The 21,354-nt window shown below is 70.6% G+C and carries 20 protein-coding genes, 1 rRNA gene and 1 riboswitch; of the genes, 6 read left to right on the forward strand and 15 right to left on the reverse strand.

Going from position 1 to position 21,354, the window contains the following annotated elements:
- Nucleotides 1–122: 122 nt before the first annotated feature.
- Nucleotides 123–332, forward strand: coding sequence for a hypothetical protein (locus EAO71_RS07500; protein WP_147977003.1), 210 nt, complete (start codon nucleotides 123–125; stop codon nucleotides 330–332).
- Between the two features lie 86 nt (nucleotides 333–418).
- Nucleotides 419–847: a type II toxin-antitoxin system Rv0910 family toxin gene (locus tag EAO71_RS07505; protein WP_147977004.1), complete on the forward strand. Its 429-nt coding sequence runs from the start codon at nucleotides 419–421 to the stop codon at nucleotides 845–847.
- A gap of 115 nt (nucleotides 848–962) precedes the next feature.
- On the opposite strand, the gene EAO71_RS07510 is transcribed toward EAO71_RS07505, so the two are convergent.
- Nucleotides 963–1,574 (reverse strand): PadR family transcriptional regulator, encoded by a 612-nt coding sequence (locus EAO71_RS07510; protein ID WP_147977005.1) that lies wholly within the window; start codon nucleotides 1,572–1,574, stop codon nucleotides 963–965.
- 162 nt (nucleotides 1,575–1,736) lie between these two features.
- On the opposite strand from EAO71_RS07510, the gene EAO71_RS07515 reads away from it, so the two are divergent.
- Nucleotides 1,737–2,546: a PhzF family phenazine biosynthesis protein gene (locus tag EAO71_RS07515; protein WP_147977006.1), complete on the forward strand. Its 810-nt coding sequence runs from the start codon at nucleotides 1,737–1,739 to the stop codon at nucleotides 2,544–2,546.
- Nucleotides 2,547–2,669: 123 nt separating this feature from the next.
- Here EAO71_RS07515 and EAO71_RS07520 read toward each other — a convergent pair whose 3' ends face one another.
- Nucleotides 2,670–3,467: a CPBP family intramembrane glutamic endopeptidase gene (locus EAO71_RS07520; protein ID WP_261992052.1), complete on the reverse strand. Its 798-nt coding sequence runs from the start codon at nucleotides 3,465–3,467 to the stop codon at nucleotides 2,670–2,672.
- Between the two features lie 144 nt (nucleotides 3,468–3,611).
- Nucleotides 3,612–5,111: a glutamate-cysteine ligase family protein gene (locus EAO71_RS07525; protein ID WP_147977008.1), complete on the reverse strand. Its 1,500-nt coding sequence runs from the start codon at nucleotides 5,109–5,111 to the stop codon at nucleotides 3,612–3,614.
- Between the two features lie 481 nt (nucleotides 5,112–5,592).
- On the opposite strand from EAO71_RS07525, the gene EAO71_RS07530 reads away from it, so the two are divergent.
- Together EAO71_RS07530 and EAO71_RS07535 are read left to right on the forward strand one after the other, a co-directional pair.
- Nucleotides 5,593–6,189, forward strand: a complete 597-nt coding sequence (locus tag EAO71_RS07530; protein WP_147977009.1) for a hypothetical protein — start codon at nucleotides 5,593–5,595, stop codon at nucleotides 6,187–6,189.
- 345 nt (nucleotides 6,190–6,534) lie between these two features.
- Complete coding sequence (locus tag EAO71_RS07535; RefSeq protein WP_147977010.1) at nucleotides 6,535–6,741, forward strand: DUF5999 family protein; 207 nt, start codon at nucleotides 6,535–6,537, stop codon at nucleotides 6,739–6,741.
- A 146-nt stretch (nucleotides 6,742–6,887) separates the two neighbouring features.
- On the opposite strand, the gene gcvP is transcribed toward EAO71_RS07535, so the two are convergent.
- Entirely contained in the window at nucleotides 6,888–9,773 is a 2,886-nt protein-coding gene (gcvP, locus tag EAO71_RS07540; RefSeq protein ID WP_147977011.1) for an aminomethyl-transferring glycine dehydrogenase, read from the reverse strand.
- A gap of 182 nt (nucleotides 9,774–9,955) precedes the next feature.
- A riboswitch (glycine riboswitch) is annotated at nucleotides 9,956–10,054 on the reverse strand.
- A 63-nt stretch (nucleotides 10,055–10,117) separates the two neighbouring features.
- Here gcvP and EAO71_RS07545 point away from each other — a divergent pair.
- The gene (locus tag EAO71_RS07545; RefSeq protein ID WP_147977012.1) at nucleotides 10,118–10,534 is read left to right on the forward strand and encodes a PRC-barrel domain-containing protein; all 417 of its coding nucleotides are present in this window, start codon (nucleotides 10,118–10,120) and stop codon (nucleotides 10,532–10,534) included.
- A 36-nt stretch (nucleotides 10,535–10,570) separates the two neighbouring features.
- Here EAO71_RS07545 and EAO71_RS07550 read toward each other — a convergent pair whose 3' ends face one another.
- The 11 genes from EAO71_RS07550 to rrf all read right to left on the reverse strand — a co-directional run bounded on the left by EAO71_RS07550 (nucleotide 10,571) and on the right by rrf (nucleotide 21,175).
- On the reverse strand, nucleotides 10,571–12,007 hold the full coding sequence (locus EAO71_RS07550) for a DNA polymerase IV (RefSeq protein WP_147977013.1): 1,437 nt from the start codon (nucleotides 12,005–12,007) through the stop codon (nucleotides 10,571–10,573).
- A 101-nt stretch (nucleotides 12,008–12,108) separates the two neighbouring features.
- Complete coding sequence (locus EAO71_RS07555) at nucleotides 12,109–12,720, reverse strand: MerR family transcriptional regulator (RefSeq protein WP_187282596.1); 612 nt, start codon at nucleotides 12,718–12,720, stop codon at nucleotides 12,109–12,111.
- A gap of 255 nt (nucleotides 12,721–12,975) precedes the next feature.
- A complete protein-coding gene (locus tag EAO71_RS07560; protein WP_005475662.1) occupies nucleotides 12,976–13,449 on the reverse strand; it encodes a bifunctional nuclease family protein in 474 nt (157 codons plus the stop codon).
- A 53-nt stretch (nucleotides 13,450–13,502) separates the two neighbouring features.
- Nucleotides 13,503–14,246 (reverse strand): transcriptional regulator FtsR, encoded by a 744-nt coding sequence (gene ftsR / locus EAO71_RS07565; protein ID WP_147977015.1) that lies wholly within the window; start codon nucleotides 14,244–14,246, stop codon nucleotides 13,503–13,505.
- 29 nt (nucleotides 14,247–14,275) lie between these two features.
- Nucleotides 14,276–15,202, reverse strand: coding sequence for an FHA domain-containing protein (locus tag EAO71_RS07570; RefSeq protein ID WP_187282729.1), 927 nt, complete (start codon nucleotides 15,200–15,202; stop codon nucleotides 14,276–14,278).
- An 82-nt stretch (nucleotides 15,203–15,284) separates the two neighbouring features.
- On the reverse strand, nucleotides 15,285–16,331 hold the full coding sequence (locus EAO71_RS07575; RefSeq protein ID WP_261992053.1) for a DUF881 domain-containing protein: 1,047 nt from the start codon (nucleotides 16,329–16,331) through the stop codon (nucleotides 15,285–15,287).
- Nucleotides 16,332–16,336: 5 nt separating this feature from the next.
- Nucleotides 16,337–16,669 (reverse strand): small basic family protein, encoded by a 333-nt coding sequence (locus EAO71_RS07580; RefSeq protein WP_015032176.1) that lies wholly within the window; start codon nucleotides 16,667–16,669, stop codon nucleotides 16,337–16,339.
- Entirely contained in the window at nucleotides 16,666–17,595 is a 930-nt protein-coding gene (locus EAO71_RS07585; protein ID WP_147977017.1) for a DUF881 domain-containing protein, read from the reverse strand. Before EAO71_RS07585 ends, EAO71_RS07580 begins: the two co-directional genes overlap by 4 nt.
- A 100-nt stretch (nucleotides 17,596–17,695) precedes the next feature.
- Nucleotides 17,696–20,191, reverse strand: a complete 2,496-nt coding sequence (locus tag EAO71_RS07590) for a mannose-1-phosphate guanyltransferase (protein ID WP_147977018.1) — start codon at nucleotides 20,189–20,191, stop codon at nucleotides 17,696–17,698.
- 116 nt (nucleotides 20,192–20,307) lie between these two features.
- Nucleotides 20,308–20,916: a CDP-alcohol phosphatidyltransferase family protein gene (locus EAO71_RS07595; protein ID WP_147977019.1), complete on the reverse strand. Its 609-nt coding sequence runs from the start codon at nucleotides 20,914–20,916 to the stop codon at nucleotides 20,308–20,310.
- 142 nt (nucleotides 20,917–21,058) lie between these two features.
- Nucleotides 21,059–21,175: ribosomal RNA gene (gene rrf / locus EAO71_RS07600) — 5S ribosomal RNA — on the reverse strand.
- Between the last annotated feature and the right edge of the window lie 179 nt (nucleotides 21,176–21,354).

Genomic DNA, 21,354 nt, shown 5'->3' on the forward strand with positions numbered 1-21,354 from the left:
CACAGGTGCGCGGTTCCTCCTCCTTGGGGATGAGATCGCGCGGATCCGGCCTCGGGGGCGCGCGCCGCCTTGCGCCGCGCCCCGCACGCAACCACGGGCCCCTCCCGCCTCGTCTTCCCGGCATGTTCTGGATGGTCGCCCTCCTCGCTCTCGACGGGCGGCAGTACGTCTACCGCGTGTACGCGCCACGGACCGCGCTGCCGGCCGACCTCTTCTGGGCCGCGTTCCACTGTCACGACGAGGGCCGGGGCCCGCGGGCCTCGGACTGTTTCGACGCGGCGCGGATCTGGTGGATCGGGGAAGCCGAAGACCTGACGGTTCATCAGTATTGAATGTTCGCGACCGTGCGGCTACGTTCCGTCGACACCGAAGGCCCATGAGGACACGCGGACGCGTGAACGTGTGAAGGGGTGGTCGTATGGCCGAAGTCAGCGCGGAGGCACGGATCGAGGCACCGGCCGACAGGGTCTGGGCGCAGCTGACCGACTTCACCTCGTACGGGGAGTGGAACGCCACCCACACCAGCTTCCCGAACGGCGGCCCCGCCACCCTGGAGACGGGCGCCACCTTCGCGGAGAACATGAAGCTGATGGGCTTCCCGGCAGAGGTGACCTGGACCGTGGAGGAGCTGGAGTCCGTCCGCGTCCTGGCCATCAGGGGCAAGGGCCCGATGGGGGTCAACGTCGGCACGCGCTACTCGCTCGCGCCGGACGGGGAGGCCACCACCCTGCGGATCGACGGGGAGTTCACCGGTGCCGCGGTCTCGCTGATGGCGACCAAGCTCAAGGACTCGGCGACGGCGGCGCTGAACGAGTCGCTGCGCAAGTTCGCCGGCCTGGTGACCTGACGCCACCGTCCCGGACCGCCGGCCGTCGCACCGCGGCCGCCCCGGGACCGGCAGGCCGCGGCACGACGACGGGCCCCGCGGCGGATCGCCGCGGGGCCCGTCCGGCCGCCTGCGCTCAGCGCTCGTCGGCCAGGATCAGATACAGCTTCTTGCGTGCCTCGTTGATCACCTCGACGGCCTTCTGCCGCTGCTCGGCACTGCCGGTCTTCCAGACCTGCCCGAACGCCTCCATCAGACCGAAGCCGGCCTGCCGGATCTCGTTCACGGCCTCCCAGTCGACACCGCGCCCGGCCTCCTCCCAGGGGGCCTCAGGGCCGGACTCGGCCTCGGTGCGGCCGGTGTCGGTGAGCGTGAACAGCTTCTTGCCGCCCTCGCTCGCGCTGACGATCAGCCCCTCGTCCTCGAGGAGCTGGAGCGTCGGGTAGACGGAGCCGGGGCTGGGCTTCCAGGCCCCGCCGCTGCGCTCCCCGATCTCCTGGATCATCTCGTAGCCGTGCATCGGACGGTCCTTGAGCAGCGCCAGGATCGAGGCGCGCACGTCGCCGCGCCGCGCCCTCCCCCGGCCGCCGCCGCCGTGACCGCGGCCGCCGGGGAACGGTCCGCCCCGGAAAGGCCCGCCACCGAATCCCGGCCCGAAGGGGCCGAAGGCGGCGCGCCGCCCTTCGAAGTCACCGCGAGGGCCGGGTCCGCAGTAGCCATGTCCGTGTTCGTGTCCATGTGAACGCATCGCAACGCTCCTTCCGTCGGGTATGCATCGTTGATCTGTCGCGATGCGTCAACGATATATCGGAACAGTTCGTTTGCCAAGCGTCGCCGTGGCGGCACATCGGGCCAGTGACCCCGGATTGGCCTTGGTCTGCGGCTTTGCCGGCCCGGTAGCGTCCCGGACATGCGGATTCGAATCGTCGACGCCTTCACCGACCGTCCCTTCTCCGGCAACCCCGCCGGGGTCCTGCTCCTGGACTCCTTCCCGGACGACCACTGGCTCCAGAAGGTGGCCGCCGAGGTCAACCTCTCCGAGACCGCCTTCGCGCACCCGCTGCCCGCCGGCGGCGAGGCCGACTGGGCGCTGCGCTGGTTCACCCCGACCACCGAGGTCGACATGTGCGGCCACGCCACGCTCGCCACCGCGCACGTCCTCCACACGACCGGCAGGGCTACCGGGACCGTCCGTTTCGCCGCCCGCTGCGGCATCCTCAGCGCCACGGCCGGCGAGGACGGCACCGTCACGATGGACTTCCCCACCTCGGCACTGACCGCCGTCCCGACCCCGGAGGGCCTGGAGAAGGCCCTGGGCGCGGAGGTCGTCTCGGTGCACGACACCGCCGCCCACGTCGGCGACCTCGTCGTGGAACTGCGCGACGAGGCGACCGTACGGGCCCTGGCGCCGGACTTCGCGGCCCTGACCCGGCTCTCCCGGCGCGGCGTCATCGCCACCGCCGCCGCCGAACAGCCCGACCGCGGCTACGACTTCGTCTCGCGCGGCTTCTTCCCCGCCGTCGGCATCGACGAGGACCCCGTCACCGGCAGCGCGCACACCGCACTCGCCCCGTTCTGGTCCGCGCGCCTCGGCCGCGACGAGCTGACCGGCTTCCAGGGCGGCGCCCGCACCGGCATCGTGCGGACCCGTCTGCGCGGCGACCGCACCCTGCTGACCGGCCACGCCGTCACGGTCGTCGACGGCGAGCTGCACGCCTGAGGCGTTCACGAACGACGGAAGGGGCGCACGGCCGTCGCCGTACGCCCCTTCGCCGTCCCGCGGCCCGCGCCGCCGGCCGGTCCTCGGAGGACCGGCCGGACGGGACCTCCGCCCGGGCGTGGGCTATGCGGTGGGCAGCCAGCCCACCTTCCCCGCCAGCAGGCCGTATCCGACGAAGGCCACGATGTCGAGCAGCGCGTGCGCCACCACCAGCGGGCCGACGCGCCCCCAGCGCCGGTACAGCCACACGAAGACGACGCCCATCACCATGTTCCCGACGAAGCCGCCGATCCCCTGGTACAGGTGGTACGAGCCGCGCAGCACCGCGCTCGCCATCAGCGCCGCCGTCGGCGTCCAGCCCAACTGGCCGAGCCGGCGCAGCAGGTAGCCGACGACGATGACCTCCTCCAGCACCGCGTTCTGCACCGCCGACAGGATCAGCACCGGGTACTTCCACCACACGTCCGGCAGCGCCTCGGGGACGACGGTCAGGTTGAACCCGGCCGCCCGCGCCCCGAGGTAGAAGGCGAGGCCGGCGCTGCCGATCGCGGCGGCGACCAGCGCGCCCCGCCGCAGGTCGGGCCACGGCCGGGTCCGGTCGAAGCCGATCGCCCGCATCCCGGCGCCCTCGCGCATCAGCAGGTGCGCGACGAGGACGACCGGCACGAGCGCCGAGGCGATGCTGAACAACTGCCAGGCCAGGTCCAGCCAGGGCCGCCCGGGCGCGAAGGAGCCGTTGAGCGTGGCCGCCTGCTCCTTGAGACCCCCGGGCTTGGTCAGCGACCCGATGAAGCTGATGCAGGCGGACACCCCGCTGGCCCCGAGGGACAGCGCCAGCACGATGGCCGTCTCGGACCGCAGTACCTTGCGCGGCAGCCCTTCGGGGGGAAACGAATCGGCGACCACTCGTTGATCCGACACCACACCTGTCTCCACTTCCCCATCGCGTTCCGGGTACGGAGATCATGCGGGACGGCCTGCCGCGCGCGCCATTCCGGGGGGCCGGTCATCCGCGCCCGGAGCGCCGGACGCCGCCCGGCGCCCCCGCCCCGCCGCGTGTCCGGCTCAGTCGATGCCCACCGGCCAGGTGTGCACCGGCTCCCCCTCGTGCATCAGCTCGGCGTAGCGCCGGGTGGTCGCCGCCAGGGCGGCTTCGCGGTCCAGGCCCGACTCCAGCGCCTTGTGGAAGGTGTCGGCCTGCCAGGAGGCGCCGTTGACCCGCCGACGGCACCGCTCCTCGATCACGCCCAGGTAGAAGTCCCGGTCCGCCGGTTCGATGTGCCAGGCGTCCAGGCCCGCCGCGGCCATCGGCAGCAGCTCGTCCAGGACGAGCCGGACGGCAGGGACGCTCGCCACGCCGCCCGAGCGTCCCGACCGGGGCCAGCGCAGCTCGGCCTCGATGCCGTACCGGCAGGCCGCGTCGAAGTTGGCGGCCGCGTCCTCGAACGGCAGCCGCTTCCAGACCGGGCGGGTCTCCTCGGCCAGGCTCCGCACCAGGCCGTAGTAGAAGGCGGCGTTGGCGACGACGTCGGTGACGGTCGGCCCGGCCGGCAGCACCCGGTTCTCCACCCGCAGGTGCGGAACGCCGTCCACCCAGCCGTACACCGGCCTGTTCCAGCGGTACACGGTCCCGTTGTGCAGGACGAGTTCCTGCAGCCGCGGCACGCCGCCCTCGTCCAGCACCCGCAGCGGATCCTCGTCGTCGAGGATCGGCAGCAGCGGCGGGAAGTACCGCAGGTTCTCCTCGAACAGGTCGTACGCGGAGTCCACCCAGCGCTCGCCGAACCAGGTCCGCGGCCGTACGCCCTGTGCCTGGAGCTCCGGCGGCCGGGTGTCGGTGGACTGCTGGAACAGCGGAGGGCGGGACTCCCGCCACAGTTCACGGCCGAAGAGGAAGGGCGAGTTGGCCCCGACCGCCGTCTGGACCGCGGTCACGGCCTGCGCGGCGTTCCACACCGAGGAGAACCGGCCCGGGGTGACCTGCAGATGCAGCTGCACGGACGTACAGGCCGCCTCGGGCACGATCGAGGTCGACGTGCAGGTCAGCCGTTCCACCCCCTGGATGTCGAGGGCGAAGTCCTCGCCCCGGGCGGCGACGATCTGATCGTTGAGAAGCGTGTAGCGGTCCACGTCCGAGAGGTTCTCGAAGACGAGATCGCTCTGCGCGAGCGTCGGCAGAATTCCGATCATGACCACGCCGGCATCGACTTCCCGGGCTTTGCGATCGGCATATCCCAGGCCGATCCGGAGCTCCTCGGCGAGCCGGTCGAAAACCCGGCCGCCGATCCGGTGCGGGGCGATGTTCACTTCCAGGTTGAACATTCCCAGTTCCGTCTGGAAATCCGTACTCGCGATCCGGTCGAGCACGGCCGCATTGACCATGCGCGGCATACCGTCCGATCCCGCGAGATTGAGTTCGATCTCCAGGCCCATCAGATTCTGCGGCCGGTCGAACCTCTTCTCCGCCAGAAGCCTCGCGAGTCCCGCCAGACACTGCTGGAGCTTCCTGCGGTACCTCTGCCGATCGGACAGGCCGAACCCGTCTGCCACGACCTTCTCCCCCATGGAAGCGTCCCTCCTCGATTCCGGCGGCTCCGGCGACGGCCGCGCGTCACGGACGATGATGCCCCGGCCGACTGATCCATAACGTCTGTGCGACACCCCTCTTCGACGGTAGGCTGGGAGAGGCATCCGGCGGGCACATTCCGCAGGCACTCGACAATGGACATATTCCTGAGTCATGCGGGCCCGGAAGTGAGGGTCGTGAACCGGCCGTCCGCCGTGCGGGCAGCGTCGCAGGCAGGCGACGCGCACTCTTCATAGATCCTCGGAATCGCGGTAGAAATAAGGCCGGATGAAGCCTTGTCCGCAATATCGGCGACGGCTAGCGGAAACATCGCGTGAACACGTGTCGTATAAACTCCGCGAACGAGGCAGAGTGTTGGCGCCCGGCCGTGGATCCTGACTCCCCTCCGGCCCGGCAGCCGACAGCGCCGTCGTACCTGCCCACGCAACACCGTGTCTCCTGAGTGAGAGGCGACCCATCATGCTCCGACCCTCCCCGGCCCCTGCGCCGGCACTGCGCAGCGTCCTCGCCGCGCTCGGCTCCCCCACCGCCGTCCGCGAGGCGCGAACGCCCGCCCTCCGGTCCGCCCAGGGACCGCTGAGCCCCGAACTGCCCCTGCCCGTCCACGTCCTCGACGTACGGGACCAGGTCGTCCCGCCGGGGCACGCACCGCGCACCAGGCTCGTCGGCTGGCGCTTCCTGATCCGGGGACCCGAGCGGGCCGTCGCCGCGGCGGACACCATGCTCACCCCCGACGGCTGGACCTTCTCGCACTTCTTCGAAGGGCCCTACGTCGCGGCCACCGAACGCGCCCTGCTCCAGGCCGAGGCGCTGGCCACGCCGTACCAGCCGCGCCTGCTGTCGGTACCGGAGCTGTACATGCTGACGCTGTGGCTGCACGGCGACACCGCCGCGGACGGCACCTCCGCGCCCGACCCCGCGGACCTGCTCATCCCGCTCGCGCCCGCACCGCCGGGGATCGCCGCCCATCTGCCGCACCGGGTCGCCGACCTGCTGCCGGTCCTCACCCTGCGGCTCGCGCCGCCTCCGCTGTTCGGCACTCCGGCGCCGGCCTGAGCCGTCACTCCGAGAGCCCCGAGCCCCGCGACCGGTCCGCGTCGCGGGGCACTGTTCTGCGCCCGGCGCGTCGAACACAGGCGCCGAACGTACGCCTCGAACGCCTCCCCCCGGACGGACTAGCCCACCAGGGCCATACCGAACCACCCGAAGAGATGGCCCAGTTGACTTGAACCGCCCGGGCGGGTGATACGTCTTCATGCAGTAGGAAGAGCTGCCGCGAAATCCCTGCGGATCGACGTCCGTAGGGGAAGACTGGACCAACCGAACCGACCACGGGGAGCGGCCATGAGCACCGCGTCGAGCCGCAGGACACACACCACGACACAGCGAAAGAACCCATCCATGTGCCAGCACCAGCCCGCCTGCCCGACCGCCCACTCCGCCGACCGGGAGGCGGCCCGTCTGATGGCGCACCACCCCGAGCAGGGCTGGAGCCTGCTGTGCAACGGCGTCCTGCTCTTCGAGGACACCGGTGAGCTGCTGCCCGACGGGCAGATCATCGCCCCGCACCGCCCGCTGACGGCGGGCCAGGTGGCTCAGGCCGCCTGATCCCCCACACACCACCGCCGCGCACGGCACCCACCGCGCGCGAGGGCCGCGCGAGACCGCGGCCCCCGGCTCCGCCCCGTCCGGCGGCGCCCCGCACGACAAAGGGCCGGCCCGGAGAGAATCTCCGAACCGGCCCTCATTCATGCTCAGTTGTCGTACTCGTCCATCGGCGGGCAGGAGCAGACCAGGTTGCGGTCGCCGAAGGCCCCGTCGATCCGGCGGACCGGCGGCCAGTACTTGTCGGCCGCGGACACACCGGCCGGGAAGACCGCCTCGTCACGGGTGTACGCGTGGTTCCACTCGCCGCCCAGCGCGGCCGCGGTGTGCGGCGCGTTGTGCAGCGGGTTGTCGTCGGCCGGCCACGCGCCCGACGCGACCTTCTCGATCTCGCCGCGGATGGCGATCATCGTGTCGCAGAAGCGGTCGAGCTCGGTGAGGTCCTCGGACTCGGTCGGCTCGATCATCAGCGTGCCGGCTACCGGGAACGACATCGTCGGCGCGTGGAAGCCGTAGTCGATCAGGCGCTTGGCGATGTCGTCGACGCTGACACCGGTCGCCTTGGAGAGCGGACGCAGGTCGACGATGCACTCGTGGGCGACCAGACCGGCCGGGCCGGTGTAGAGCACCGGGTAGTGCGGCTCCAGGCGCTTGGCGATGTAGTTCGCCGCCAGGACGGCCACCTGCGTGGCGCGCTTGAGGCCCTCGCCGCCCATCAGGCGGACGTACGACCACGAGATCGGCAGGATGCCGGCCGAGCCCCACGGAGCGGCCGAGATCGGGCCGACGCCCGTCTCCGGGCCCGCGGTGGGCTGCAGCGGGTGGTTCGGGAGGTACGGGGCGAGGTGGGCGCGCACACCCACCGGGCCGACGCCCGGGCCGCCGCCGCCGTGCGGGATGCAGAAGGTCTTGTGCAGGTTCAGGTGCGAGACGTCGCCGCCGAACCGGCCCGGCTTCGCGAGGCCGACCAGGGCGTTGAGGTTGGCACCGTCGACGTACACCTGACCGCCGGCGTCGTGGACCTCGGCGCAGATGTCGGCGACGTGCTCCTCGAACACACCGTGGGTGGAGGGGTAGGTGATCATCAGCACGGACAGCTCGTCGCGGTACTGCGCGATCTTGGCCCGCAGGTCCGCGACGTCGACCTCGCCGTCGTCGGCGGTCTTGACGACGACGACCTTCATGCCGGCCATCACGGCGCTGGCGGCGTTGGTGCCGTGCGCGGAGGACGGGATGAGGCAGACGGTGCGCTGCAGGTCGCCGTTGGCGCGGTGGTAGGCGCGGACGGCCAGCAGGCCGGCCAGCTCGCCCTGCGACCCGGCGTTCGGCTGGATCGACACCTTGTCGTACCCGGTGACCTCGGCGAGGCGCTCCTCCAGCTCGGTGATGAGCGTGAGGTAGCCCTCCGCCTGCTCGACCGGCGCGAAGGGGTGCATCTGGCCGAACTCGGGCCAGGTCACCGACTCCATCTCGGTGGTCGCGTTCAGCTTCATGGTGCAGGAGCCGAGCGGGATCATGCCGCGGTCGAGGGCGTAGTCGCGGTCGGCGAGCTTGCGCAGGTAGCGCAGCATCGACGTCTCGGAGCGGTGCGCGTGGAAGACCGGGTGGGTCAGGTACGCGTCGGAACGGAGCAGTCCGGCGGGCAGCGCGTCCTCGGTGAGGGCGTCCAGGGCCGCGACGTCGGCGTCGACGCCGAAGGCGGACCAGACGGCGGCGAGCTGGGCGCGGCCGGTGGTCTCGTCGCAGGACATGGACACGTGGTCGGCGTCGGCGCGGTGGAGGTTGACGCCGGCCTGGCGGGCGGCGGCCACGACCTCGTCGGCCTTGCCGGGCACGCGGGCGGTGACGGTGTCGAAGAAGGTGTCGGTGACGACCTCGACGCCGCCGTCGCGGAGGCCGCGGGCCAGGATCGCGGCGTAGCGGTGGGTGCGCTCCGCGATCTGCTTCAGGCCGTCCGGACCGTGGTAGACGGCGTACATGCCGGCCATGACGGCGAGCAGGACCTGGGCCGTACAGATGTTGCTGGTGGCCTTCTCGCGGCGGATGTGCTGCTCGCGGGTCTGCAGGGCCAGGCGGTAGGCGCGGTTGCCGTCGGCGTCGACCGAGACGCCGACGAGGCGGCCGGGCAGCGAGCGGGCGTGCTTGTCCTGGACGGCCATGTAGCCGGCGTGCGGACCGCCGAAGCCCATGGGCACGCCGAAGCGCTGGGTGGTGCCGACGGCGATGTCGGCGCCGAGCTCGCCGGGCGAGGTGAGCAGGGTGAGCGCGAGCAGGTCGGCGGCGACGGTGACGATGGCGCCGAGCTCGTGGGCCTGGTCGACGACGGCCTTCAGGTCACGCACGGCGCCGGAGGCACCGGGGTACTGGAGGAGGACGCCGAAGACGCCGCGCTCGGCGATCTCGGCCGGGATGCCCTCGGCGAGGTCGGCGACGACGACCTCGACGCCGGTCGGCTCGGCGCGGGTCTCGATGACGGCGATCGTCTGCGGCATCGTGTCGGCGTCGATGAGGTAGACGCCGTTCTTGACCTTGCCGACCCGGCGGGACAGCGCCATCGCCTCGGCGGCGGCGGTTCCCTCGTCCAGGAGGGAGGCGCCGGAGGTGGGCAGACCGGTCAGGTCGGCGACCACCGTCTGGAAGTTGAGCAGCGCCTCCAGGCGGCCCTGCGAGATCTCCGGCTGGTACGGCGTGTACGCGGTGTACCAGGCGGGGTTCTCCATCACGTTCCGGAGGATCACCGGCGGCGTGAAGGTGCCGTAGTAGCCGAGGCCGATCATCGGGGCGAGGACCTGGTTGCGGTCGGCGAGGGTGCGCAGCTCGGCGAGGACCTCGGCCTCGGTGCGGGCCGACGGCAGGCCGAGCGCCTCGGCGTTCTTGATCACGTCCGGCACCGCGGCGTCGGTGAGCTCGTCGAGGGAGCCGTAGCCGACCTGCGCGAGCATCTTGGCCCGGGCTTCGGCGTCGGGCCCGATGTGCCGCTGCTCGAACGGGATGCCCTGTTCGAGCTCGGAGAGCGGAGTGCGGTTGGCGGTCATGTACGGAGGCCTCCTGGTCGTCACGACCTGCGAGGGGCACCACGGCGCGGGTACCCGGACGGCCTCCCCCTCTGTCATCTCAACCTGAGAGTTTCACCGGCATGCCGAAGGAGCGCGCCGGCTTTCACCGTCGGTGAGGGCGGATGTCGTCGGACGACTCCCGCCCTGCTTTCCAGAGTGACCTCGTCCGTGCGGTACAGGGGCCTGAGAGATTCCGGGGAGGATTTGCTCCTTCGGCGCCTCCGAAAGGTTTCTCCGGAGGACTCTCCCGCACGGGGTCAGCAGCCACAGCCAGCCTACCAGCGAGGTTCCGCTCTCCGTCGCTCAAGTGGCCGACATCCCAGATGTGCACTTTCGTAGTCCTTGTAGAGCAGTTGCGACCAGTTGGAGGGACCGTGCAGACCGACATCGATCCGCGCAGCCTGATCGGCCGCAAGGCGTTCGACCGCAACGGACACAAGATCGGCACCGTGGACGAGGTGTACCTGGACGACGCGACCGGGGTTCCCGAATGGGCGGCGGTCCGCACGGGCCTCTTCAGCCGGGACGCCTTCGTCCCCCTGGAGCCCAGCGAGCTGGTCGGCGACGGCCTCCACATCCCGTTCGAACGCGCCCTGATCAAGGACGCCCCCGACTTCGGCGTGGGCCGGCACCTCTCCCCCGAGCAGGAACTCCAGCTCTACCGCCACTACGACATCGCCCTCCCCCCGCCGCCTCCGGACCGCGACTTCGGCCGCCTGGCGGGGCAGGGCGACGTCTGACCGACCCGAAACCCACCGGGTGCGCCGCGGCAGGGGTCAGGACCCTCCGGGCCCCTGCCCCGCCGGGGCGGCCGGCGCACCCGTCGGCCCGCCCTCGACCAGGGGCAGCGGGTCCGCCGGCGCCAGCTCCGGGTCGTCGACGAGGAAGGTGCGTACCCGGCCCGGTGCGGAGCCCGGCTCCTCGAAGCGGACGGTGACCCGCCCCACGCCGCTGCCCTGCACCCAGCCGGCCCCGAACGCGGAGTGCCGTACGTCGTGACCGGGTGCCCAGCGGCGCTCGGCGGCGGACGGCTCCGGTTCCGGACCGGCCGTCTCGGCCTCCCGCGCCGCCGGTCCGCTCTCCGGACCCGTCCCCGTCGCGTCCGCCGGTTCCGGTCGCGCCCCCGTCTCCTCCGCCCGCGCCTCCGCCTGGGCGAAGAGGTCCTCCTGGGTGTAGTCCGCCAGGCCGCTCACGCCGACGCCGAGCAGCCGGATCCCGCCCGTCGTGTCCACGGACTCCAGCAGCCGTCCCGCCGCCTCCCGGACCACCACCGGGTCGTCGGTCGGTCCGCGCAGGGTCTCGGACCGCGTGAGGGTGGAGAAGTCGTACCGCCGCACCTTGAGGACGATCGTGCGCCCGGAGTGCCCGGAACCCCTCAGCCGGCCCACACAGCGCTCCGCCAGCCGCTCGACCTCGATCCGGATCCGCAGCCGGTCGTGCAGGTCCACGTCGAACGTGTCCTCGACCGAGACCGACTTCGCGTCCCGCTCGGCCACCACGGGCCGGTCGTCGTACCCCTGGGCCATCCGGTACAGGGAGGTCCCGTGCGCCCGTCCGAGCAGGCGTACGAGCTCGTCCTCGCCCGCCTCCGCGAGGTCCGACACCGTGGTCATCCCCGCCCGCCGCAGGTGCTCCCCCGTCGCCGGCCCGACGCCGGGCAGGATCCGCACGGACTTCGGGCCGAGCAGTGCCCGCTCCGTCCCCGGTTCGATGAGCACGAGCCCGTCGGGCTTCGCCTCCTCCGAGGCGATCTTCGCGATCATCTTGGAACCCGCGAGCCCCACCGACCCCGTCAGCCCCGTGGCCTCGAGGATGTCCCTGCGCAGCCGCTCACCGGCCTCCCGCGCGCTCGCGGTGTCCTCGGCCGCACCCCCGGCCTCCAGGTCCACGAAGGCCTCGTCCAGGCTCAGCGGCTCGACGAGCGGGGAGAGCCGCCCGAGCAGCTCCATGACCTGTTCGCTGATCGCGCGGTAGAAGGCGAAGCGCGGCACGAGATAGGCGGCGTTGGGCGCGAGCCGGCGGGCCTGCCGCATCGGCATCGCCGAGTGGACACCGAAACGGCGGGCTTCGTACGAACAGGTCGCGACGACGCCTCGGGGGCCGAGGCCTCCGACCACCACCGGCTTCCCGCGGAGACTCGGCTTCGCGGCCTGCTCGGCGGCGGCGAAGAAGGCATCCATGTCCAGATGCAGGATCGTCGGCGCGGCTCTCACATCTCCGATGCTCCCCTACGCCACTGACAACGGGACCCACGCGCGGGACCGGGCTCCCGCGCCCGCCCCCGGGGGCACGCGGAGCCGGGACGGACGCCCGCTCAGACGGCCCGGTCGCGGCGCCGGCGCGCGAGCTCGTCCCCCGGGTTGTGCCCGACGAGGGTCTCGCCGGTGTCGACGCGCTCCCCGTGCAGCTGCGACAGCGCGGACTCGACGTCACGCCAGACCACGCCGACCGCGATGCCGAAGACGCCCTGCCCGCCCTGGAGGAGGTCCACGACCTCGTCGGGCGAGGAGCACTCGTAGACGGTCGCCCCGTCACTCATCAGCGTCATCCGCTCCAGATCGCGGAAGCCGCGGGCGCGGAGGTGCTGGACGGCGGCACGGATGTTCTGCAGCGCGACCCCGGTGTCGAGGAAGCGCTTGACGATCTTGAGGACGACGACGTCCCGAAAGCTGTAGAGCCGTTGCGTCCCGGAGCCGTAGGCGGGACGTACGCTCGGTTCGACGAGCCCCGTCCGGGCCCAGTAGTCCAACTGGCGGTACGTGATCCCCGCCGCCGCGCACGCGGTCGGGCCGCGGTATCCCACGGTGTCCGTACCCGCACCGGCATCCGTCCCGAGGTCGCCCGCCCTGCCGTGAAGCGGATACGGACCGCTCTCCGCGGGCGCCCGCCCGAGAGAGCCCCCTGCCGTACCGTCGCCGCTGCTCATCACGCCGACCCTCCGTCCTTGACCTGCCCACACGAAGGTAGGCAGTCACTCGGGGTGCGTCAACGATCGCCACACTCGGCACGCCGAGTGATAATCACCCTGAGAGTGGTTTCCCGTGTCTCTCTTCCGGGAAAGGCTACTCGAATGCTCTGACACCACCCTGTCAACGGCAGTCGACTTCCGGCCATCGGAAGCGAGAGGCCGGCCCACCGACCGGAACCGTCGGGAACGGTCCGGATCAGCGGCCGGCCCGGCTCACTGGCTGTTGGTCCCGAAGTCCTCGGGGGAGATCTGGTCGAGGAACTCGCGGAACTTCTCCACCTCGTCCTCCTGTTCGTCCGGAATCGCGATACCGGCGTCGTCGAGCACGCCGTCGCTTCCGAAGATCGGTGTACCCGTGCGCAGAGCCAGCGCTATCGCGTCGGAAGGTCTGGCGCTCACCTCGACACCGCTGGCGAAGACCAGCTCCGCGTAGAAGACCCCTTCACGGAGATCCGTGATGCGGACCTCGGTCAGCTCCTGGCCCACGGCCTCCAGCACGTCCTTGAAGAGGTCGTGCGTCAGCGGCCTGGCAGGAGCCATGCCCTGCTGGGCGAAGGCGATCGCGGTCGCCTCCCCCGGTCCGATCCAGATGGGGAGGTACCGATCGCCTCCCACTTCACGCAGGAGCACGATCGGCTGGTTGGAGGGCATTTCCACCCGGACACCCACAACGTCGAGCTCGTTCACACAGCAACCCTAGGACGTGCTCGACCGGTTTGGGTAGTCGGGCTCCCCCAAGATCACGGCAGACGGAGCCCCAGGGCGGTCTGGACCAGGGCTGCGTGGAGCCGGACGGAGAGCCCGGCGAGCTCCTTCGCGGTGGCCTCCGCATGGGCCCTGGTCTGCGGGTTACGGTGCCGGCGCAGGGGTGCGACGACTTGTTCGACCAGCCCCGCCTCGCGGTCGGCGGCGGCCTTGACGGCCCGGAGGTGACGAGGTTCCAGACCGAATCTCCCCAGATCCGCGACAAGTCGCGCCACGGTGACCGTCTCGGCGTCGTAGCCGCCCTCGGGGCCCGGCGTGATGAGTCCGTACGACTCCCACTCCGCCAGCTCCGACTCGTCCACCTCGGCGGCGGCGAGCAGCTCGGCACGCCCCACCCGTGCGGCGGTCGGCCGGTCGGGGTCGCCGTCCCAGGCCCCGTCCAGCAGGTCCCGCTGCGGGCTGGGCGAGGGGAGCTTGACCGTCTCGCCCCGGGCGAGGGCGTCGAGATGCTCCCGGATCACCTTCAGCGGAAGATAGTGGTCCCGCTGCATCCGCAGGATGCGAGCGAGCCGCTCGACGTCCTCCGGGCTGAACTTCCGGTATCCGGAGGCCGTCCTCCGGGGCTCGACGAGCCCCTCGGCCTCCAGGAACCGGATCTTGGAGATGGTCACTTCGGGGAACTCGTCGCGCAGCTGGCTCAGCACCGTCCCGATGCTCACCAGCCGGTCTCCCGCGGCGGCGGTGCCGTGTCCGGCACCGCCCGTCGGTGTACGCAGCATGGACCTTCCCTGACGGCTTCCCCGAGGCGTCACACGCCCCGTTGGCTCGAGTAGAACACCAGCCGGTACTTGCCGATCTGCACCTCGTCGCCGTTGGACAGCACGACCGCGTCGATCGGCTCCCGGTTGACGTACGTGCCGTTGAGGCTGCCGACGTCGGCGACCACGAAGGTGCCGTCGGGCTGCCGGCGGAACTCCACGTGGCGGCGCGACACCGACGACGACTCGTCGTCGAGGAAGATGTCGCTCTGCGGGTGCCGGCCGGCCGTGGTCAGCTCGCTGTCCAGCAGGAAGCGGCTGCCGGAGTTCGGTCCCCGGCGCACCACCAGCAGGGCGGAACCCGGCGGGAGCGCCTCGACGGCGGCCAGGGCCTCGGGAGACAGCGACGGAACCGCCGTCTGACCGGTGGCCTCGGAGTCGTAGTAGGCCTCGAGGCCCGAGATGGAGATCGTCGACGTGGTCTCGGAGGGTCGCTCCGGAGCGACCCCGCCCCGCAGCGGCGCGCCGCAGTGGGAGCAGAACCGACTGTCCGCGGCATTGCGGTGACCGCACCTCGTACACACCGGCATGGACGGATCCTCCTGCCGCGGCTGACCCGCGGAGGCCTGGGTCGCGTACGGGTCGGGGGTGAACCCTCCACCCGTACTTGAGGTTGATGGTTCCCCGAAACCTATGCGGGCGGCACCGGCAGGGTCAACAGACGACGCGCCGTGTCCACCGACCTCGTCGCGGAACAGCGGGCGCTCGCCACCCTGCTCCTCACTCTGGGCATGGCGCGGAGCGCGGTGCCTGGCGTTGCCGCCGTCCTCGCTTGCGCTCTTGCCGAACAACTTCGCAAACCACTTCACGGGCGATTCCCCTTGACCGAAACAGACCCGCCCGTGGGGCAGGACGAACCCTGACTCAACACACCTGCCGACCGGGACATCTTCACAACGTCCATACCCTCCGGACAGTTTCCACCACGCACCACGCTTGTGGTGCGGCGACCCCCCGCAACGTCATCCCCATGTCGCGCGACCGCCATACGCCCCCGCCTCACTGCGAGGACGACTGAGCGTAGTCAGGCCGCTTCGCAGGTCGCAAGGCATCCACGATGATCTTCTCGGACCGGGCCACCGTGGCTGTGGCCTGCTCCTTCTCCAGCGTCTGCACGACGCCACCGGGGATGTTGAGCGCGGGCTCGAGATCCTCGGGCTTGCCGATGACCTTGAAGACGTACGGAGCGGTCACCTTCGTTCCATCGATCTGTATGTCACCGTCCCCACCGGAGAAGTAACTGTCCGCGACCACCCGCACATCGTTGACCTGGATCGCCTCGGCGCCGGCGGCCCGCAGTTCCTGGATGGCGTCGAGCAGCATGTCCGACTCGACCGCGCCTGAGCCGTCGTTGATGGTGAGCGTGATCCCCGGGCCCTCGGCGGCGACGGTGCCGGCGAGGATGCCGAGCTGGCTCTCCTTCTCCTGCGTCTGCTTGCGCGCCTCCTCGGCCTGGTCCGAGCTGGACTCCAGCTCGGAGCGCTGGCTCTCCAGGCGGGTCTTCTCGTCCTCCAGACGCTGGGTGCGGTCGTCGAGTTCGTCGAGGATACGCACCAGGTCCTCCTGGCGGGCGCCGCGCAACGCGCTGTTGTCGCTGGTCGACCGGACCTGAATGGCGAGTCCGAGGCCGAGGACGAACAGCAGCACGGCGACGATGAGTTGGGCCCGGCTGACGCGCGGCGGCCACAGCCCGGCGGCGAGCCGCTGCCGGCCCGTCATCGCCGGCCCGGACTCCTCGGGGGCGTCCTGGACCGGGTCCGCGGGAGCGGCGGGCGCTTCGGCGGCGGACTGAGCTGGCGGGAGCGGCCGGCCGACGGGACCGCCGGGGCGTGCGGAACCCTCGGAGCGGGCATCACCGTCCCCGGGCGCGGTGGCACCGCTCTCGGCGCCGGCCGAGCCCTCGGGGCCCTCCGCGACCTCGCGCCTCGTGTCCTCGTCGCCCTGCGCGTGCTTGGGGGCGGCGTGCTTGTGGGGGTGCTCGTCGCCGTGCCGGGGCGGATGACCGCCGGCGTGCTTCGGCTTGTGCTCGTCGCTGTGGTCGCTCATCGGCCTCACGCCCGGAACACGTGCCGCCGGATGGCGGCCGCGTTGGAGAAGATGCGGATGCCGAGGACGACGACCACGCCGGTCGACAGCTGAGCGCCGACGCCCAGCTTGTCGCCGAGGAACACGATCAGCGCGGCCACGACCACGTTGGAGAGGAAGGAGACGACGAAGACCTTGTCGACGAAGATCCCGTCCAGCATGGCCCGCAGACCGCCGAAGACGGCGTCGAGGGCGGCCACCACGGCGATCGGAAGATAGGGCTCGACCACCGCCGGAACCTCGGGCCGGACCAAAAGTCCGACCACCACTCCCACGATCAGGCCCAGTACGGCGATCAAGATGTGCCCTTCCCTGTGTCGGCCGTGGCCCGCCCGGTGGGCTTGGCCGCCCCGGCTCCCCTCGGCTCTGCTGTGCGTACGATCAGGCTCGGTGCTGCCGGAAGCCGCACGTCGGCCTCGGCCGAGATGCGGGTCCGGATGCCGAAGTTCTCCTGCAGCGCGTGCAGGTACTGACCGTCGGCGCTGTCCTGGAACGCGGTGCTGAGCCGCTGCCCGTCCCCCACCGCGAGCACCGTGTACGGCGGCACCAGCGGCTTGTTGTCGACCAGTATGGCGTCGCCGGCGGCCCGGATCGCCGAGAGCGACGTCAGCCGCTGCCCGTTGATCGCGACGGCCTCGGCGCCCGACTCCCACAGACCGTTGACGATCCGCTGCATGTCCCGGTCGCGCACCCGGCCCGTGTCGGAGAACCCGCTGCTCTCCCGGGGACCGCCACCACCCGAGTCGGTGCCCTTGGCGTCGTCGACGACGAGCTTCACCCCGGGACCGTGCACCGGAGTGGCGCCCGAGAGGAGGGCCACGAGCTCGGCCTGGTCGCCGCCGTGCTGCTCCAGCGCCTTGCGCTGCCGCTCCCCGACCTCGCTCCGGATCTTCTCGACGTCCTGCTCGAGCTGGTCGGCCGCGGAGGACTCGGCGTCGATCCGGTCGATGAGCTCCTGCCGCTCCTTGGCGACGACCGGTGCGGAGATCCGCGCCTCGGCGGCGCCGACCGTGACCACGGCCGCGGCCAGCACGAGGCCGGCCGCCAGACCGAGCTTGGCTCGCAGGGTCCGCGGCAGGCCGCCGCCCTCCGCCTCGCGCCGGGCGGACGCCTCCGCGTATCCGTCGTCGAGCGCGTGGTCGATCACGTTGTTCAGCAGCGACATGGAGGCGTCCGGACGCGGGGGTGGTGCTCCGGTGCTCCGAACGGGGGGCTGCTGCGACATGCCGCACATCGTCGCACGTCGCGGGTGCTACCGCCGAATGGCCCCACCAGCGGACCGGGGGTGTCACTCGGACACCACCCGGTCCACCGGCCACATCCGGCTACTGACCTGCGCTCTCGACCACGCTCGACCACTCGTCGAGCAGGGCCTGGGCCGAGGTGTCGTCGGGACCCTCCGCCCACAGATGGGTGACGGCCTCCGCCGGGTCGGGCAGCACCATCACCCAGCGCCCGTCCGCCTCCACCACCCGCACGCCGTCGGTGGTGTCCACGGACCGGTCGCCGGCGGCCTCCACCACCCGGCGCATGACGAGGCCCTTCACGGCCCACGGCGTCGCGACGTCCCGCTTGAGGACGTGCGCCCGCGGGATGCGGGCGTCGATCTGGCTCAGCGTGAGCTGGGTCCGCGCGACCAGGCCGATCAAGCGGACGAAGGCCGCCGCACCGTCGAAGACGCTGCTGAACTCGGGGATGATGAACCCGCCGCGCCCGTCCCCACCGAAGATCGTCGACTCCTCCCGGCCGACCCGGGTGAGGTCGTCCGGCGAGGTCGTCGTCCACTCCACCTGGGTCCCGTGGTACGCGGCGACCTGCTCCGCGATCCGGGTGGTCGTCACGGGCAGCGCGACCCGCCCCGAGCGCCGCTCGGCGGCGACCAGGRCGAGCATGACCAGAAGTGATCGGTCGTCCTCGATGATCCGCCCGCGTTCGTCGACGAGGGAGAGCCGCTCGCCCACCGGGTCGAACCGGACACCGAACGCCGCCCGAGCCGACGCGACGATCTCGCCGAGCCGCACGAGTCCGGCCCTGCGGGTCTCGGCCGACTCCGTGGGCCGCGACTCGTCGAGACCCGGGTTGATCGTCAGCGAGTCCACCTGGAGCCGTCCGAGCAGGCTCGGCAGAACGAGACCGGCGCTGCCGTTCGACGCGTCGACGACCACCTTGAGCCCCGCCTCGGCGATGCCGGTGGTGTCCACGTTCCGTAGCAGGGAGCCGGTGTACGAGTCGTAGACGCTCGCCGGGAAGGTGAGGTCGCCGATCTCGCCGGGGAAGGCACGCCGGTACTCCTGACGTGCAAAGACGCGGTCCAGCTTGCGCTGTCCGGCCTGCGACAGGTCGGCCCCGCGCTCGTCGAAGAACATGATGTCGACCGAGTCGGGGACGCCCGGCGAGGTCCGCAGCATGATCCCGCCCGCGCTGCCTCTCGCCGTCTGCTGCCGAGCCACCGGCAGCGGTACGTTCTCCAGGTCGCGGACGTCGATGGCGCTCGCCTGCAACGCCGAGATCACCGCGCGCTTGAGCGCACGGGCACCTCGTGAGTGGTCACGCGCCGTGGTGACCGTGGAGCCCTTCTTCAGGGTCGTCGCGTACGCGCCGGCCAGCCGTACGGCCAGTTCGGGCGTGATCTCGACGTTGAGGATGCCGGACACCCCGCGTGCGCCGAAGAGGTGCGCCTGCCCGCGGGACTCCCAGATGACCGAGGTGTTGACGAAGGCACCGGCCTCGATCGTCTTGAAGGGGTAGACGCGGACGTTCCCCTGGACGATCGACTCCTCGCCGATCAGGCATTCGTCGCCGATGACGGCGCCGTCCTCGATCCGGGCGGCCCGCATGACGTCGGTGTTCTTCCCGATCACGCATCCGCGGAGGTTGCACTGCTGACCGACGTAGACGTTGTCGTGGATCACGGCCCGGTGGAGGAAGGCACCGCTCTTGACGACCACGTTCGAGCCGATGACGGTGTGCTCGCGGATCTCGGCACCGGCCTCGACCTTGGCGTAGTCGCCGATGTAGAGCGGTCCGCGCAGGACGGCGTCGGGGTGGACCTCGGCGCCCTCCGCGACCCACACGCCCGGGGAGATCTCGAAGCCGTCGAGTTCCACCTGGACCTTGCCCTCGAGCACGTCGGCCTGAGCCTTGACGTAGCTCTCGTGGGTACCGACGTCCTCCCAGTAGCCCTCGGCGACATAGCCGTAGATGGGCTTGCCTTCCTTCATGAGCTGCGGGAAGACGTCACCGGACCAGTCGACCGGAACATCCGCTTCGACGTAGTTGAAGACCTCGGGCTCCATCACGTAGATACCCGTGTTCACGGTGTCCGAGAAGACCTGTCCCCAGGTCGGCTTCTCCAGGAAGCGTTCGACCTTTCCTTCCTCGTCCACGATCGTGATGCCGAATTCCAGTGGATTCGGTACCCGGGTCAGACAGACGGTCACCAGAGCGCCCTTCTCCTTGTGGAAGGCGATCAGGTCGGTGAGATCGAAGTCGGTGAGCGCGTCGCCCGAGATGACGACGAAGGCGTCGTCCTTCAGCGCTTCCTCGGCGTTCTTCACACTCCCCGCGGTACCGAGCGGTTTCTCCTCGTTGGCATACGTGAGCTCCATCCCGAGTTCTTCGCCGTCGCCGAAGTAGTTCTTGACGAGTGAGGCGAGAAACTGCACCGTGACAACGGTCTCGGTGAGACCGTGCCGCTTGAGCAGTCGCAGGACATGCTCCATGATCGGCCGGTTGGCCACCGGCAGAAGAGGCTTGGGCATGCTCGAGGTCATGGGGCGAAGTCGAGTTCCCTCGCCACCGGCCATCACGACGGCCTTCATGTCGGAAGCGTCCTCCTTGAAGAGACGACGGTCCGGCCGACCTCACCTGTCCGTTCGGTTGCCCTCGGACGTCCTCGTACATGCCGGCGACGCTGCACGGCACGGGACAGACGGGCTCAATCGGCCGCGGTATCCGCCTTCACGAGTCGACGGACCTGGACCACGTAGAGGATCCCTGCCCACCAATACAGAGTTGTACCCCATCCGGCGAAGGCCCACCCGAAAACTTCAGCGAGTGACGAAAGCCAGCCCGTTCCGTCACTGAGCAGGAGCAACGGGAAGGCGTACATCAGGTTGAAAGTCGCGGCTTTGCCGAGGAAGTTCACCTGCGGCGGCGGATAGCCGTGCCGGCGGAGGATTGCCACCATCACCAGGAGCATCAGCTCGCGGGCGAAAAGGGCGGCGGTCAGCCAGAGCGGCAGGATCTCGCGCCAGGTGAGCCCGATGAGGGTGGAGACGATGTACAGCCGGTCCGCGGCCGGGTCCAGGAGCCGGCCGAGGCTGCTGATCTGGTTCCAGCGGCGGGCGAGCTTCCCGTCGAGATAGTCGCTGATGCCACTCAGCATCAGGACCAGCAGGGCCCAGCCGTCGCTGTTGGGACCACCGAACACGGGTCGGAGAATCAACCACAGGAAGAGCGGCACGCCGACGAGGCGAGCCATGCTGAGGATGTTGGGGATGGTGAGGACCCGGTCCGTCTGAACGCGAGTCTCCTGGACCTCCACCCGGGGGCCTCCTGTGGGAACGTGCCGATGATGCCCCCTGACCTTACCCTCAGCCACGACGGCGACGAGCACAGGGGTAGCCACCGGTCCGGAACGCAGAAAAGCCCCGCACCATAAGGTGCGGGGCTTTCCCACAATGATTGTTCGGCGGCGTCCTACTCTCCCACAGGGTCCCCCCTGCAGTACCATCGGCGCTGAAAGGCTTAGCTTCCGGGTTCGGAATGTAACCGGGCGTTTCCCTAACGCTATGACCACCGAAACTCTATGAAATAAACAAACTCCAGCCGYCAAAGGGCGAGTTCGTTACTTCAGAACTAACACAGTGGACGCGAGCAACTGAGGACAAGCCCTCGGCCTATTAGTACCGGTCAGCTCCACCCATTACTGGGCTTCCACATCCGGCCTATCAACCCAGTCGTCTACTGGGAGCCTTACCCT

This window comes from Streptomyces sp. MS191 (assembly GCF_008042125.1).
Classification (GTDB): Bacteria; Actinomycetota; Actinomycetes; order Streptomycetales; family Streptomycetaceae; genus Streptomyces.